The following is a 15,338-nucleotide window of genomic DNA, read 5'->3' as shown; positions in this document are numbered from 1 at the left end:
GATGAATTTTCCTGAAAACCTTGCGGCTCTATCGAATCGCGGGTAATTTCTATCTAAACATCTGATGTTAGGTGGTGTGGTGTGAACAACTTGTTACTTGAAGTTGACGGTGTGAACAAAAGCTTCCCAGGTGTACGCGCCTTGGCCGATATGCGATTGAACGTGTATTGCGGCGAAGTCTTGGCCCTCGTAGGCGAAAACGGAGCCGGCAAATCGACGCTGATGAAGCTTCTATCGGGGATTTATGCCCCTGACTCCGGTAGCTTCAGATTCGATGGCGCTGAGGTTGATATCGCTGATCCCAAAATGGCCCAGCAATTGGGAATCAGTATTATCCATCAGGAGTTCAACCTGATGCAGCACCTGAGTGTGGCCCAGAATATCTACATCGGTCGTGAGCCGATGCTAGGACCATTTATCAACGACTCTGCTTTGAATCGTCGTGCCCGTGAACTTTTCGAAAGAATCGGAATTGAGCTGGACCCTGCTCAAAGAGTTTCGGAACTGACTGTTGCTAAGCAGCAAATGGTCGAAATTGCCAAGGCATTGAGCTTCGAAGCCCGGTTGTTGATCCTTGATGAGCCCACGGCTGCGTTGAACGACGCCGAAGTGGAAACGCTGCATGGGATTATCAGACGGTTCATCACCGATAGAACCGGAGCGATCTATATTTCGCACCGCATGGATGAGCTAAAGGTTATTTCAGATCGGATCACTGTGATTCGAGACGGCGAATACATCGAAACCATGATTACCGAAGAAACAACCATGCCGGAAGTGATCTCCAAGATGGTCGGGCGCCAAGTGGAACAAACCATTGAAGTGGCTCCGATTCCAGCACTTGGCGAACTGAAAATTTCTGTCAAGGACTTGAACACCAAATCCTTGCTGAGTGACATCAGCTTCGACTTGCATAAAGGGGAGATCCTAGGCTTCGCCGGACTCATGGGTGCAGGTCGCACTGAAGTGGCCCGCGCGCTCGTGGGTGCTGACCCGATCAGTTCCGGAAGTATCGCCGTAGACGGTTCAGAGGTAGCGATTAGCAATCCGGCTAAAGCCGCTCAGCTCGGAATCGGTTATCTATCGGAGGACCGCAAACATCTGGGTCTGATGCTTGAAGCTGATGTCGCACAGAACATTGTCCTTTCTAGCCTTAAACAGCTTAGTAAATTCGGGATGATGCGCGACCAAATGATCAATTACATCGCCGGTGAACAAATTCAGCGTCTCCGCATCAAGACTCCATCAATGAATCAGTCCGCCAAGAACCTTTCCGGTGGTAACCAGCAGAAAATCGTCATAGCCAAATGGCTGGTCAAGGACTGTGATGTGCTGATCTTCGACGAGCCGACCCGCGGCATTGATGTCGGAGCAAAAGAAGAAATCTACGCCCTGCTCGATGAACTCGCCGCCAACGGAAAAGCCATCATCATGATCTCTTCCGAATTGCCGGAAGTGATCAGAATGTCCCACCGGATCGCAGTAATGTCCGAAGGACGTATTACTGGCGTTCTAGAACGCAACGAAGCAACCCAAGAAAACATCATGGATCTCGCCACTCGCAGCATCCGAGGAGTAACAGTATGAGCAACGCAACCACTGAACGTCCGGTGGAATCCCCAACTGCGAAGGCTACTTCCGAGTTCACTCGGAAATCGTCATTGAAAATCCGTTTGCGCTCCAGCATGCAGCAACTAATGGCGCTAGCTTCTCTGATTGTATTAGTGATTCTATTCGGCATCCTCAACCCACTATTCCTCACCCCAAGCAATCTCTCTGACATTCTGCTTTCCACCGTGGTGATCGGTTTGCTGGCTTTGGGTGCAACATTTGTGATTATCACGGGAGGAATTGACCTGTCGGTTGGTACAGGGATGTCACTTACATCAGTGATGGTCGGCGTGACTCTGACCTATATGGGGCTGCCGCTCGCATTCGGAGTCATCGCTGGTATCCTGGCCGGAGCCTTGATGGGGCTGGTCAATGGAGTGCTTGTCTCGTACTTGAGGATTCCCTCATTCATAGCCACCTTGGCCATGATGATGGTCGCCCAGGGCTTGGCTTTAGTTATCTCCGGGACGAAGCCGATTTACTTCAATGACACCCCGGGATTCAGCAATCTTGCCCTGGGCAAATCAATTCCAGGACTGATCATTCCCAACGCGGTCTTTGTATTCTTCATTGCTGCTGTGATTGCGGGTGTCGTGCTGAGCAAGACGCTCATTGGCCGCTACACCTACTCGATAGGCTCCAATGAAAAGGCCACCGCACTATCGGGAATCGACGTGCGCCGCTGGAAAATGTGGATCTATATGCTGGCAGGCTCCTTTACAGGTCTAGCTGGTGTCATCATCGCCTCGCGATTGAACTCAGCCCAACCGGGGCAGGGTACAGGCTATGAACTGCAAGCCATCGCAGCCGTGGTGATTGGTGGCACATCTCTGCAGGGCGGTAAAGGATCCATCGCTGGAACGGTGATCGGCGCATTGATTATGTCCGTCTTGACCAGTGGGCTTCGCATAATCAACGTCCCACAGGAATGGCAGTCAGTGGCTATCGGTGGCGTCATCCTACTGGCGGTTTACGTCGACATGCTGCGCAGAAGGGATACGTCCGAAGGTAGATAGGTCCAGCAAGTCTTCAACTTCACTGCACGACCCAGTATTTTATCGCTCGCAACCTCTGAGATGGAGAACCAATGTTTCGCAAGAAGATCCTAGCCCTGTCTGTCGCCAGCCTCATGGCTTTGTCCTTGACAGCCTGTGATACTGAAGCCAGTGCTGGAGGTGGTAGCACTGGAGAAGATGGATCGAAGCCCTATGTCGCTGTGGTTTCTAAAGGTTTCCAGCACCAGTTCTGGCAGTCGGTGAAGCAAGGCGCAGAGAAAGCTGGTGAAGAATTCGACGTCCAGGTTTCTTTTGAAGGTCCAGATACAGAAACCGACGTGGCACAACAGATCGAAATGCTCAGCACCGCACTGTCGAAGAACCCGGATGCCATCGGAATTGCGGCTCTCGATTCCCAAGCGGCCACACCCGCTCTTGAGGATGCGAAGTCGCGGAATATTCCGGTCATTGCCTTTGACTCTGGTGTTGAATCGGATATCCCTGTAGCAACTGCTGCAACCGATAACAAAGCCGCAGCAGCCATAGCGGCCGAGCACATGGCGGAGCTAATCGGGGGCAAGGGAAAGATCGCGATTGTGGCCCATGACCAGACGTCGACTTCGGGCCAGGACCGCCGCGATGGCTTCGTGGAATATCTGGAGACGAACAACCCTGAGATTGAGATTGTCACCATCCAATATGGCGCTGGCGATCAGCTGGAATCGGCGAACTTGGCAAAGACCATTATCAACGGCAACCCTGACCTTGCTGGGATCTACGGTACCAACGAAGGCTCGGCAATCGGTGTGGTCAAAGCGGTAGAAGAACTGAACAAGGCTGATGATTTGGTGATTGTGGGTTTTGATTCGGGCAAAGCCCAGATGGATGCCATTCGTTCAGGAGTGATGGACGGGGCAGTTACTCAGAACCCTGTTGGCATAGGGTACGAGACTGTCAAAGCCGCGGCTTCAGCCATCAAGGGCGAAGAGCTAATGGAAGTGATCGATACAGGCGCTATGTGGTACGACGATGGGAACATTGACGATCCAGAAGTTGCAGCCAACCTATACGAGTAGCGAGTTGCAACGTTACAAAACTAACTAAATAGTTCTGAAAGCCAAACGTTGCTGAGCGGGGATGTGGACCTGCTCAGCAACGTTTTTATTTTTAATGATTCCACTCAATCAGGTGGTGGAACGGCGCAACCAGTTTTCAACACCCGAAATATGCGCCGTGACCAAGGCTTTGGCCAGATCGGTATCAGAATCACGAATCGCGCTGACTATAGCTTGATGCTCATCCAGAGTTCGCTGCACTGCGTGGTCTTGCGTTAGTCCTCGCCACACACGGGCTCGAACCGTCTTGCTGGACAGAGCTTCGAGCAGGGTCGCAAGATATGAGTTTTTCGCAGCTTCCGCGATGATTGCATGGAATTCCAGATCGTGTTCGATCAGGGAGGGAAGGTCAGTTCCTGCATTGACTTTCGCTATCGAAGCGTCGAGCAATTCAAGGTGTTCGTCCAAGCGCCGTTGAGCAGCCAATCCTGCGCAAGAAGGTTCGAGGATTCGACGTACTTCAAGCAGTTCCAGTACGGACGAGTCTCGGTGTAGGTCAACTACGAAACCCATGGCTTCAGCCAAGAGCCCAGGTTCCAAGCTCGTGACGTATGTACCGTCGCCACGTCGAACATCAAGAACGCGGATAAGTTCTAGGGCTTTGACGGCCTCACGTAGCGAGGAGCGGGACAAACCTAGCTTTTCGGAGAGTTCTTTCTCCGGTGGCAAACGATCTCCAGGGGAGAGCGCGCCATTGAGGATCATATCCTTGATATGTGTAATTGCTGCGTCTGTGACTGCCATAGCTCAATCATAGACATCGGATGTTTCCGAGGGAACATCCTGAGGTGGGTATTCCCTCGGAACTTCTTATCGACTAGTTGAAGCGAGGAAATGATTCAGCTCGTCAAGGGTTGGAGGATTTGCCCCGGCGCGCGACACGGTGATTCCCGCGCACACCGAAGCGATCTGCATGACCTTCTCCAGCTCGACGCTGTCCAGCTGCGTGCCATCGCGAAGGGACTTGGCCAGCGAGCTGTCCAAGATGGCGTGGAGCAGCCCGGCCATGAACGCATCACCGGCGCCGACAGTATCTACGGTGCGCACCGAAATCGAGGGAACCATGACTTCGCTTTGCCTGGTCCGGGCCTCGGCTCCGCGTGCGCCGAAGGTAATGATCGCTAGCGATGCCCCGCGCTCCAAGAAGTGCTCAAGGATGCGATTGGTGTCCCATCCCGGATAGAGCCACAGGGCGTCTTCGTCACTGAGCTTGACGATATCCGCCAGCCCGGCCAGCTTCTCGATCTGCTTGACCGATTCTGTCCGGTCCTCGACCAGCTCCGGGCGCAGGTTCGGATCGAAGCTCAGGATCTGGCCCGGAGGGGAAGCCTCGAAAGCCTCATGGATTCGAGCGGCACTCGGACCCTGGAACGCTGCAACGGATCCTGAATGGAACATGGTGGCTTGGGTCGAAGCCATGCTCTGCAATTTGCAGTTCAGCTGGAACTCGTAGTTGGCATCTCCGGACTCGTCCAGCACGACGGTGGCGCTGGAAGTCTGCGCATCGGTGTGCGATCCGGCTGCCAGCTGAACGCCTGAGGCTGCCACATGTTCGGCGATCAGCCGGCCATGCTCGTCATCGCCGATGTCCGTCTGGAGCAGGACTTCGTGGCCCAATCGGCCCAGTCCAACAGCAACATTCATCGGGGAACCGCCGGGATGCGCCACGCCATCGACGATATCGACTAGGGCTTCACCGGCAACCTGAATATTAACCATGACATCGATCCTACGTAACCCGGAGAGAAAAAGCCCATCGGGGTGATCATACGTTCAGCCTGTACCCGCGTTTGATGACCGTGGCGATGATTTCCGGTTGCGGCAACGCCTTGCGCAGCCGGCTCAGGGTCATATCCAAGGCATGCTTGGAACTGGCTTCCGGAAGTGCGGCCCCCAGCTCGTCGCGGGAGAGGACGCTGCCGCCTGCCTCGATCAGCGCCCGTACCAATTCGGCCTGCCCGGGAGTCAATTCGCAGTTTTCGTCCTGGACCGAGAGGGTGCGACCGCGCAACTGCACCTGGCCGTGGACCGTTTGGGCCTGCAACGTGCCCAGCGAAGCCAGATGCTCCACGAGCTGGCCGATCATGGCCCCCATGCGATGGCGCTCGGGAACCAGCGGGCAGATGCCCGCCTCGATCAGCGGGGCAGCAGTCACCGGTCCAACGGTGGCCACCGCGACGCGCTCGGCCAGGGAGCGCAGCAGGGCGGGCAAGCGATTGCGCGCCTTGGCAGCGGCGAACAGCGCATGCACGCTTGGCGCGCTGGTGAAGGTCACCGCATCGAAGTGGGCGGCGCACAGGCCCTCCACCAAAGCCGAAATCCCGCTATCGCTGCTGGTGTCCTGCCAGCGGTAGGGCTCCACCTTCAGCACCCGGCGAGCGCCCAGCTCGCGCAGGCTCTGGGGCATTCCATGGTCGGAATCGGCATGAAGCTGCAAGGCCACGGTGGCGCCCTGGAGCTTGCCCTCCAGCAGTTCCAGCATGGAGGCGCTGCGCCCGTCCTTGGCCACGGCGGCCGGTTCCAGGCCCAGGGCCTTGACGGCGCCATGGGCTTTGGCCCCGCGGACGTAGAGCTGCGTCTGCCCGAGCGCTGCCAGCAGCTCGTCGCCAATGCCGGCAGCCTCGGAGGTATCAACCCAGCGGCGCAGTCCGTAGGCGGTGGTAATGACGGCTACCTGCGGACGGACCTCAATCAGCTTTTGCGTTTGGGCGATCAGTTGCTGCTCGTCGTCCAGCGGGGCGAGCTGGAGCAGCGGAGTATGGGTCACCTCGGCGCCGCGGCGTTCGAAGGCCTCGATGAGTTCTGCGGAACGGCGGTCGCTGGTGACGGCCAGCCGGAAGCCGGCCAAGGGTTTGGGGCTGCTCATCAGGCCACTTCCAATCGCGCTGCCAGCGCGGCCGGCTCTTCTTGCGCTGCCGCGTTCACCAGGGTGGCCGGCAGCCCAGCGACTTCACCGATGACAATGACTGCAGGGTTGGAATGGCCGCGGGCTGTTTCGGCGAGATGGGCTAGCCGCGTGCAGCTGGTGCGCTGGATGTCGGTGGTGCCGGATTCGACGATGGCGCATGGCATGTGCGGGTCCATGCCGACCCGGTGCAGCCCGGCGACGGTCTGCTCGATGGTGCCCATGCCCATCAGGATCACGATGCTTCCGCCCAGCTTGGCCAGGTGGTCAAGCTGCGCATCGCTGAGTGGATCGTGGGCCGAGACCACGGTGAACATGGTGTTCACCCCGCGGGCGGTGACCGGGATGCCGGCTGCTGCCGGCACGGTGATGCACGAGCTCAGTCCCGGGATGACGCTGATCGGGATGCCCGCAGAGGTAGCGGCCGCGATTTCTTCGAAGCCGCGGCCGAAGACGAAGGGATCTCCGCCCTTGAGCCGGACTACGGCAGCGCCACCGCGGGCCGCTTCGATCATCAGGGCTTCGATATCCCGTTGGGTGAGCTTGTGGTGTCCGGGAAGCTTGCCGACGTCCACGATTTGAGCTTGCGGTGCAAGAGCCGGCAGGTGCGCTGCGGGACCGAGTCTGTCGGCGAAGACGACTTCTGCTTCGGCCAGGGCCCGCACGCCGCGCAGGGTCAGCAGGTCCAATGCGCCGGGGCCGCCACCGAGCAGGGTGATGGATCCGGCCCGGGGCGCTGGTCCAAGGTGCATGACGGGAATGCGCGCGGCCTGCACCACCGAGGCGAAGCGCAGCGGTTCGGCATCGCAGATCACCAGCAGGCCGGCTTGTTCCAGCAACTGTATTGCCTGGAAGGGCCCGTCGGCGGTGAGCACTGTGGCGCCCTCTGCTTGGAAGCGCAGCGCAGTATTTTTGCTCCCGGATTTACTTCCAGCGATCAGCACAGTGCATCCGCGCAGTTCGAGGTCGATGCCAATCATGGTTTCCTTGATTCTGCTCGAGTTTCTAGGGGTGACATGGGATTCTCCTTGAACTAGTGGATGCACCCAGCTTAGGCGCCCAGGTTTTCCCGGAGGTATCGCAAATGTTTCAAGCGCAATAATTCGAGTAAAGGTTAACCTTTTCGAAATGTTCGCGAGGGTAAGACGAAACACAAAGTCTCTAATGTAAATATTGTTGCGAGGCACCGGCCTGGCTGATCCTGCAAAGTTCAGTGAGCGAATACGCGGGAGACTTGCCGAGTTCTGCCTGCAACGGGCACGCTGGGAACATGGAATCCCTGTTCGACGACAGTGCACTGCCCCGTAGCGGGGGAGCCTTGCGCCCAGGAGCCTGGCACTTGCCGGGGTGGCTGGACGCGCCCGCGCAGCAGTGGATCGTCCGGCGCTTCTTCGAATGGGGCAGCGGGCCTGTTCCGCCGCACCGCACAGCCGTCAACGGCCATCCGATGAGCGTGCAGAGCTTGTGCCTGGGGTGGCATTGGAGCCCGAACCGCTACTCCAAGACCGCTGACGACCTGGACGGGCAATCAGTGGCGCCCATGGAAGACTGGCTGGTCCGCTTGGGCAAGCAGGCGGTCGCAGAAGCTACGGGTGACCTGCAGCGCGCGCAGGACTACCAGCCCGATGCGGCTATCGTGAACTACTACGACGTGCAGGCCGCCATGGGCATGCACCAGGATGCGCAAGAGCGCATCAATGCCCCGGTGGTTTCGCTGTCCATCGGCGATTCGGCAACATTCCGCCTGGGCAATACCGAGAACCGCAACCGGCCATGGCAAGAGATCCGGCTGGCTTCGGGGGACCTGTTCGTCTTCGACGGCCCCTCACGCTTCGCCTATCACGGGGTGAGCAAGATCCATGCCGGGACCGCGCCTGCAGGCCTGGGCCTTGGCGGCGGACGCATTAACATCACGCTGCGCCAAACCGGGCTGGAAGCGAACTAGTTCCCCAGATCGATCGTGGCAAAGAGCGCGTAATGATCGGAATCGGCGATTTCCAGCCGCTCCAGGCCTGCTGATTCGACGCCGCGCAGCATCACATGATCGATGCCGAGCATCGGGAACAGGGACCGCGGCCAGGTCAGGGCCAAGCCCCAGTCGCTGTAGTGGGCTTCCTCCAGCTGGTTAGCGACCGGCGCGAAGTGGCGGTCGGAGCTGGTGGCGTTGAAGTCTCCGGCGGCAACGATCTTCGGAGATTCGTCATCGGCGAGGTAGCCGGCCAAGGAAGCAAGCATCATGTCCCGCTCGTGATGGCCGGTAGGCCTGGCCGACGCCGCATGCACAGCGTACAGGCGGACATCCCCTTTTTCGCTGGCCACGTCCACCCGCAACGCGCGGTCCCAACCCAGGCCCAGATCCAGGGGCTCTGGATTCTTCAGCGGATAGGCGCTCCACACGCCTACGGTGCTGACCATGTAGCTGTAAGGATGGGATTGGGCGAGCTCGGCGGTGATTTCCGGCTCCTGGCCTTCACCGATTTCCTGCAGGGTGATGACCTGCGCGCCGTTGGCTGCCAATTCGCGGGCGGCTTGCACGCCCGCAGACTCGTGGACGTTTTGCGTGGCAACCAGCAGGGAAGCTTCTGGTGCGCGCTGGTCCGAAGGCAGGAACGCCGGCCCGAAGAGCACAGCCCAAACAACGACCGGTACGAGCAGGCCGATGAAGCTGATGCGTCCGCGCACCACCAAGGCCATCAGCAAGAGCACTGGAATTCCGAGGCCCATCCACGGGGCCAGGTTATCGACGATCAATCCGAGACCCAGGACATCGGGGATCTGCTGGTGGAACACCATTAGCCCGGCCAGCGCGAGACAGAGCATGACAAAGAAGAACCTCGCGATTATTCGCGAGGCCGACAGGCGATGGTGCGATGAATGAGGCATAGGACTTAATACAGTGGCACAAAAAACTGTGGGATTCGTAATTTTCCGCTCGGGGATTGCCACTGTCGCCCGATGCAGTCACTACGATGGATAAGAGCGCCGAGGGAGCCGCTTCCCAAGACCCTGCCATGAATTGAGAAATTGAATGACTGCCTATGTATCTGGCGGAAAACTACTGCTGGCAATTATTGCCTTGGCCATGGGCGGCGTCGGCATCGGTGTCACTGAGTTTGCCATGATGGGCTTGCTCCAGGAAGGTGCCGCTGATCTGGAAGTGGGCTATGCGCAGATGGGCCTGATGATCAGCGCCTACGCAATCGGCGTGGTGGTGGGCGCCCCGGTGCTCACTGCGCTGGCTGCCAAGATCCCGCGCAAGCGTGCGGTGCAGCTGCTGATTCTCTTCTTCACGCTCGCCAACCTCTCCTCATTCTTCGCTCCGGACTACAACACCATGCTGGTGACCCGCTTCCTTGCAGGCCTGCCGCATGGGGCCTACTTCGGGCTGGCCGGGGTGCTTGCCGGCAGCCTGGTTCCGGCCACGATGCGCGGACGCGCCATTGCCTGGGTGATGCTCGGGCTTTCGGTGGCCAACGTTGCCGGTGTCCCGTTGGTGACCCGGCTCGGCCAGGAATACGGCTGGCGTTCGATGTTCCTGGTCGTCACTGCGATCGGCGTGTTGACCGCTGTGCTGATTAGCTTGTTCGTCCCATGGCGCAAGACCGATGCCGGGGCGAGCATCCGCCGCGAGCTGACCGCCTTGAAGAGTGCCCAGGTGTGGCTGGCGATGCTCACCGGCATTGTCGGCTTCGGCGGATTCTTCGCGGTGTACTCCTACATTTCGCCCACGCTGACCGAAGAAGCAGGACTGCCCATTGAGCTGGTGCCACTGGCTTTGGCGCTCTATGGCGTAGGCATGGTCGTTGGTTCGCTGGCCGGTGGCAGGCTTGCCGACTGGTCGATCTTCGGCGCGATCAAGCTTTCTTCCGTTTTCATGATCGCCACCATGCTGATTTTCGCTGCCGTGACCAGTTGGGTGGTTCCGACGATGATCATGGTCTTCGTGATGGGCGCGGTGGGTTCCCTGCTGATCCCTGCGTTGCAGACGCTGCTGATGGATTCGGCCCCGCATGCGCAGTCGCTGGCTGCTTCGCTGAACCACTCGGCGCTGAATGTTGCCAACGCGCTGGGCGCCGCCCTGGGTGCCGCGGTGATTGCCGCCGGTTACGGCTTCCGCGCCCCATCTGTGGTCGGCGCTGGCCTGGCCGCCTTGGGTCTGCTGATCGCGTGGATCACCCAGATCCGCGCGAAGAAGGTGGGCCTGCTCGTAGGCCGCGAAGCTTTGGAAGCCCGCGAGCAGGCGCGCACCCACTAGCGCATCGGCTAGCTGGCCACCGCGGTGATGTTGAACATCCAGACCACGCCGAACTTGTCGCGCAGCTCGCCAAAGGAGTCGCCCCACGGGGCCCGCTCCAATGGCATGTTGATCTGGCCGCCTTCGCCCAATCCTTCCCACCACCTAGTCAGGGTCTCCGCGTCGGCTCCGGCCGTCCCGTCGCTGCTTAGCGCGATCACGCCATTGCCACGGACGTCCATTTCGGGCGGGGTGTCCGAGGCCATGAAGTGCAGGCCGCGTTCAACAAATAGCGAGGAGTGCATAATCTGGTCGGCAACGGCCGGATTGTTGTCATTCATGCCTTCTTGGAAGGTCATCATGGAAAGCTCGCCACCGAGTACCTGGTGGTAGAACTCCATAGCTTCTTTGGCGTCTCCGGCGAAACGCAGGTATGGGGTCAGTCCGATGGTCATGGGATTGCGCCTTTCGAAGGAATGGGTGGGGCCGGCAGGTCCCGACCCATATTCTTCCACTTGGGGAGCACCGTGTGAATAGAGGATTGTGACCAGCGTCTCGAACAGCCGATTTGGAGTTTTCGGCAGTGCTCCGGTAAAGTTTTATCTCGGTTCAGGGGTTGTACAAGCCACCGGAATCACCTCGTTTGGGGGTATGGCGCAGTTGGTAGCGCGTCTGCATGGCATGCAGAAGGTCAGGGGTTCGAATCCCCTTACCTCCACCAAATGGAAAAAAACCGGGAAACATCAGAAATGATGTTTCCCGGTTTTTTCGCATTCTCCCAAGTTCCCAACAGGCCATGCTGTAGGGTTGGCTCAATTTCCCAGACGATTCCGTCTTCGAGCCAAGGGAGAATCAATGAGAGAACTAACCTACTTCGTTGCAGTGAGCTTGGACGGGTACATTGCCGGTCCTCACGGCGAATTCGATGCATTCGCGGTGGCTGGCGACCATGCGGCGCCCATCTGGGACCGCTACCGCGGCACCGCGCCGACCCAGCTGGCAGAGTCGGCTGGACTGCCTATCGAGGGGTGCCCTTTCGATACGGTGCTGATGGGATGGAATACCTACGCTGTCGGCTTGCCAGCACTGCCCAGCCCGTACTCGCATCTGAGACAGATTGTTTTCACGCGCGAGCACTCTTCACCTCCAGGAAGCCAAGAGGTGCAGTTCACCAGTGCGGATCCGCGAGAGGTCATCGGGGAACTCAAATCCCAACCGGGTGACGGCATCTGGCTGTGCGGCGGAGGGCAATTGGCCGCCAGGCTCCGGCCGGACATCGACAGGCTAGCCCTGAAGGTGCAGCCGGTGATGTTCGGGTCGGGTATCAGGCTCTTCGGGGACACAGGGTATGCCCCGGATCGCTGGAGGCTGGAGAACATGCAGTCTTTTGCCTCCGGAGTCTGTCTTGCCGAGTACTCGCGCGGCTAGTGGACGTTGGAGGCGGCTACATTCCTTCGTCTCCGATATGACCCGCAGCTGTCGCATCGAGCACACGCTCAACGAACGCCGCATATTCGCCCATGTAGTGGGCCAAGAACTTCTCGGTGTCCGGGTTGCTGATGCTCCCGTCCTCGCCGAAGTCTTCGGGACGGTACTGCAGGTAGACCTCGGGGGAGTTCAGCTGCGGGGCATCCAGGAAGCTGAGGACGCTGCGCATGCTGGACTGCATGACCGCAGTGCCGATGGCGCCGACCGAAGCGCCGAGCAGGCCGGTGGGCTTGCGGGCGAAGGAGTTGGTACCCCAGGGCCGCGAACCCCAGTCGATGGCATTTTTCAGCGCACCGGGAATTGAACGGTTGTACTCCGGGCTGATGAATAGCAGGCCATCCGAGGCTTCGATGGCGGTCTTGAGCGCGGTCCCGGCTTCGGGATAATTGTCATCGTAGTCAGCGCTATACAAGGGCAGATCGCTGATCGGGATCTCCGTGAAACTGAGGTTTTCAGGTGCCAGGGCTATCAGGGCCTTGGACAGGACGCGGTTGATGGAGTTCGTGGCGAGCGAACCAACGAAATAGCCGATGTTGTAATCCATGGAACCACTTCAGCACCGGGGCGAGGGGTGGCAAAAGGCCCTCGGGCAAACTCCCAGCTAAGCCAGTCCGCCTGGTTCGATCACCTAGGTATGGATGCCGAATGCGCCAAATTCGACGTGTTGGGCAGTCGTTGCACGCCAGGCAGGTTCGACCGCATGGGTTGGCGCGGACCGCAACCACGGGATCGATATTATTTGCTGGGAGTCAGGCTGCGATGTCTTCGGGGCCATCCTTGGGCTTCAGCCGTTCCTTGAGTTGCTGTATCCATTTCGAGTCGCGTCTCAATTGCGGGAACGGCTTGTGCGCGTATCCCGTGGCTGGCGGCGCGGTGGACTTGTAGGACATCGCCGAGCCGGGACAGATCATGATGGTGTGGCCGTTGCCGTAGGTCGTGTATTCGTACCAGCCGGCGGCTTCCTTGGCCTTGTTGCAACTAGCGCATCGGCCATCGCCGTTGAAGACGGTGCTCTTGCCTCCGCGGGCGTATTGCTTGACGTGGTCTATTTCCTCCACGATGCCGTCGCAGAACGGGGTGCGGCAGTGCCGGTCGCGGATCGCGATGAATTTCTTGAGCTTTTCCGGGAAGATCCGGGCTTTGGAGTCCATGGCGATCAGGTCCTGGTCGCCGGGTGCGGTGTAGAGGCGGGCGAGTTCGGTGCGCACGTCGAGCTGTTCGATCAGTTCCGTGGTGGGTTTGGCGTCCATTTGGTCGAAGGTCAGGCTGTTGGGGATCTGGTGTCCGCTGATCCATTCGCGCACGCTCTGGGCGGGGATGAAGCCGTAGCCTTCCAGGTAGGCTGGTTCGCGTTCGCCGGCGAACAGGGCCCGGTCGGTCATGACTACTGCGACTTGCAGGGCGATGGGCATTTTGGAGGGTTCGCCGACCATCATGTAGCTGAAGAGCAGGTCGGCGCGGATCTGGGTGCGGGTGCGCGGGTCGCCTTTTTTGCGCAGGGTTTTGGATTCTTCGTCGAGGTAGCGTTTGAGGCACATGCCCTGCAGCAGGGGGTATTCGCCGTGGATGATGATGCGGCCGTTCTGGTCGTCGATTTTCAGGGTGAGGTTGCGTTGCTCTTCGACGGTTTTCTGCTTGATGGAGTCGGGGTCGGAGATGTAGGCCAGGGCGAATTTGCGGACCGTTTCCCTGATTTGGGTGGTGCCCATGGATTCGAACATGTGCGGGTTCTGGGCGTAGAGCTGGTCGAATTCGGTGCGGCGCTGGGGTTTGAGGTCTTGGAGCGGGGTGAGGATGGCTTGGGTTTGGGCTTCGGTGAATTCGCCGCGGGAGCAGGCTGCGGCGAGGTTCGGGGTGTCTTCGAAGAGGATGCGGCAATTGACCAAGTAGTTGCGCATGCCGTGCGGTGATTGCTTGCGGGCCAGGGCGACGCAGGCGGCTGCACCGCGGGTTTGGTCATCGAGGTGGATGCCGCGTTCTTCGTGGTCGCGGACGTATTCTTTTTCGATTTGGTGGGCGAGGCCGGCTTGTTTGCAGCGTGCTGCGGAGATGAGGGCTTCCAGCAGTTCGATGCCGTGGGCGCAGTCGGCTTTGCTGCCGTGTTCTTCGAGGGCGGAGAGGTCGTTTTGCACGGTTTGGACGTGGAGGTCGAATTCCTCGGGGGGTGCTGGTGGGGTGAGGCTGTTTCCGTGCGCCTTTGCTTCGGACATGTTCTAATTATACTTCGCTTACTCGAACATGTCTTCGATTCTGGGAAATGGGGATAACTATTTTTTCGCAATGCATGGCATCGCTCCAGCCGTGAAGCGGCGGCTAGAGAACGGATCGCACCGATGCCTCGAAGTGCACGATATGTTCCAGGGCCAATTCCTGTGCCAGCTGCGCGTCGCCGTCGAGGATGGCTTGGAGCAGCGAGATGTGTTCTTCGATGTGCTCGTCGATGCTCGGCAGTCGATCCAGGGCCATGCACCAGATGCGGGTGGCAAGGTTATCCAGGCGGATCAGCGTCTGCTCCAGATGGTGGTTGCCGGCCGCTTGGTAGATCAGCCGGTGGACTTCCAGGTCGTTCTCCATCAACGTGCGCCGGAGATTCGCGCCCGACAGCTGGCTGACGGCTTGGAGCGTTGTCTCGATGCGACTGCGCGCGCTGCCGCCTTGCAAGGCTGCCGCCTTGGCCGCGGCGAGGGGTTCCAGGGCTTCGCGGACTTCGGTGATATCGGCCAGCTCCGTGATGTCCACACGGGTGGCAAAGGTGCCGCGGCGCGGATAGGACTGCACCAGGTGGTCGACCTCCAGGCGCTTGAGCGCCTCGCGCAACGGCGTGCGGCCGACGCCGAGTTCGTTGACCAGGTGGGCCTCGTTGATCGGGTCGCCGGGGGCGATGTCCATCATGATGAGCCGGTCTCGCAGAACCAGGTAGGCGCGTTCAGCCAGGGACTCGGCGCCCACGGGAAGCTGTGTGGCGAGTGTCATCTTGCCTCCGTTTTCTC

15 protein-coding genes and 1 tRNA gene are annotated in these 15,338 nt (G+C 59.3%); 7 read left to right on the top strand and 9 right to left on the bottom strand.

Annotated features, from left to right (window positions below):
- Positions 1-81: 81 nt before the first annotated feature.
- The 3 genes from AAZQ98_RS00390 (at position 82) to AAZQ98_RS00380 (ending at position 3,682) form a co-directional block, all read left to right on the top strand.
- Complete coding sequence (locus AAZQ98_RS00390; RefSeq protein ID WP_434689059.1) at positions 82-1,587, top strand: sugar ABC transporter ATP-binding protein; 1,506 nt, start codon at positions 82-84, stop codon at positions 1,585-1,587.
- Positions 1,584-2,627 carry an ABC transporter permease gene (locus AAZQ98_RS00385; RefSeq protein WP_434689058.1) on the top strand — a complete coding sequence of 348 codons (1,044 nt, stop codon included), beginning with the start codon at positions 1,584-1,586 and terminating at the stop codon, positions 2,625-2,627. The genes AAZQ98_RS00390 and AAZQ98_RS00385 overlap by 4 nt, the downstream gene beginning before the upstream one ends.
- Positions 2,628-2,698: 71 nt before the next feature.
- The gene (locus tag AAZQ98_RS00380; protein ID WP_434689057.1) at positions 2,699-3,682 is read left to right on the top strand and encodes an ABC transporter substrate-binding protein; all 984 of its coding nucleotides are present in this window, start codon (positions 2,699-2,701) and stop codon (positions 3,680-3,682) included.
- 108 nt (positions 3,683-3,790) lie between these two features.
- Here the strand turns inward: AAZQ98_RS00380 and AAZQ98_RS00375 are convergent, their stop codons facing one another.
- The 4 genes from AAZQ98_RS00375 to cobA all read right to left on the bottom strand — a co-directional run bounded on the left by AAZQ98_RS00375 (position 3,791) and on the right by cobA (position 7,606).
- Positions 3,791-4,465, bottom strand: coding sequence for a FadR/GntR family transcriptional regulator (locus AAZQ98_RS00375; protein ID WP_434689056.1), 675 nt, complete (start codon positions 4,463-4,465; stop codon positions 3,791-3,793).
- 66 nt (positions 4,466-4,531) lie between these two features.
- Positions 4,532-5,440, bottom strand: coding sequence for a carbohydrate kinase family protein (locus tag AAZQ98_RS00370; protein WP_434689054.1), 909 nt, complete (start codon positions 5,438-5,440; stop codon positions 4,532-4,534).
- 46 nt (positions 5,441-5,486) lie between these two features.
- A complete protein-coding gene (locus tag AAZQ98_RS00365) occupies positions 5,487-6,587 on the bottom strand; it encodes a uroporphyrinogen-III synthase (RefSeq protein WP_434689052.1) in 1,101 nt (366 codons plus the stop codon).
- On the bottom strand, positions 6,587-7,606 hold the full coding sequence (gene cobA / locus AAZQ98_RS00360) for a uroporphyrinogen-III C-methyltransferase (RefSeq protein ID WP_434689051.1): 1,020 nt from the start codon (positions 7,604-7,606) through the stop codon (positions 6,587-6,589). The genes AAZQ98_RS00365 and cobA overlap by 1 nt, the downstream gene beginning before the upstream one ends.
- Before the next feature lie 290 nt (positions 7,607-7,896).
- Between cobA and AAZQ98_RS00355 the strand changes: the two genes are divergently transcribed.
- Positions 7,897-8,571, top strand: a complete 675-nt coding sequence (locus tag AAZQ98_RS00355) for an alpha-ketoglutarate-dependent dioxygenase AlkB family protein (protein ID WP_434689049.1) — start codon at positions 7,897-7,899, stop codon at positions 8,569-8,571.
- Here AAZQ98_RS00355 and AAZQ98_RS00350 read toward each other — a convergent pair.
- Entirely contained in the window at positions 8,568-9,446 is an 879-nt protein-coding gene (locus AAZQ98_RS00350; protein WP_434689047.1) for an endonuclease/exonuclease/phosphatase family protein, read from the bottom strand. The two genes, AAZQ98_RS00355 and AAZQ98_RS00350, sit on opposite strands and share 4 nt — an antisense overlap.
- Before the next feature lie 208 nt (positions 9,447-9,654).
- Here AAZQ98_RS00350 and AAZQ98_RS00345 point away from each other — a divergent pair, with 208 nt between their 5' ends.
- Positions 9,655-10,881, top strand: a complete 1,227-nt coding sequence (locus AAZQ98_RS00345; protein WP_332594618.1) for an MFS transporter — start codon at positions 9,655-9,657, stop codon at positions 10,879-10,881.
- An 8-nt stretch (positions 10,882-10,889) separates the two neighbouring features.
- On the opposite strand, the gene AAZQ98_RS00340 is transcribed toward AAZQ98_RS00345, so the two are convergent.
- Positions 10,890-11,315: a VOC family protein gene (locus AAZQ98_RS00340; RefSeq protein ID WP_133833990.1), complete on the bottom strand. Its 426-nt coding sequence runs from the start codon at positions 11,313-11,315 to the stop codon at positions 10,890-10,892.
- A gap of 190 nt (positions 11,316-11,505) precedes the next feature.
- Here AAZQ98_RS00340 and AAZQ98_RS00335 point away from each other — a divergent pair.
- Positions 11,506-11,581 (top strand) — tRNA-Ala (locus AAZQ98_RS00335).
- A 134-nt stretch (positions 11,582-11,715) separates the two neighbouring features.
- Positions 11,716-12,288 (top strand): dihydrofolate reductase family protein, encoded by a 573-nt coding sequence (locus tag AAZQ98_RS00330; RefSeq protein WP_332731478.1) that lies wholly within the window; start codon positions 11,716-11,718, stop codon positions 12,286-12,288.
- Positions 12,289-12,304: 16 nt separating this feature from the next.
- On the opposite strand, the gene AAZQ98_RS00325 is transcribed toward AAZQ98_RS00330, so the two are convergent.
- The 3 genes from AAZQ98_RS00325 to AAZQ98_RS00315 all read right to left on the bottom strand — a co-directional run bounded on the left by AAZQ98_RS00325 (position 12,305) and on the right by AAZQ98_RS00315 (position 15,321).
- Positions 12,305-12,892 (bottom strand): NADPH-dependent FMN reductase, encoded by a 588-nt coding sequence (locus AAZQ98_RS00325; protein WP_105656361.1) that lies wholly within the window; start codon positions 12,890-12,892, stop codon positions 12,305-12,307.
- 205 nt (positions 12,893-13,097) lie between these two features.
- Positions 13,098-14,558, bottom strand: a complete 1,461-nt coding sequence (locus tag AAZQ98_RS00320; protein WP_434689044.1) for a DUF222 domain-containing protein — start codon at positions 14,556-14,558, stop codon at positions 13,098-13,100.
- A gap of 103 nt (positions 14,559-14,661) precedes the next feature.
- A complete protein-coding gene (locus AAZQ98_RS00315; RefSeq protein ID WP_434689042.1) occupies positions 14,662-15,321 on the bottom strand; it encodes a GntR family transcriptional regulator in 660 nt (219 codons plus the stop codon).
- Positions 15,322-15,338 lie beyond the last annotated feature (17 nt).

The organism is Glutamicibacter sp. Je.9.36, from assembly GCF_051129975.1.
GTDB lineage: Bacteria > Actinomycetota > Actinomycetes > Actinomycetales > Micrococcaceae > Glutamicibacter.
Note: the sequence above shows the minus strand (reverse complement) of the source record. Positions and strands in the feature narration are given on the sequence as shown.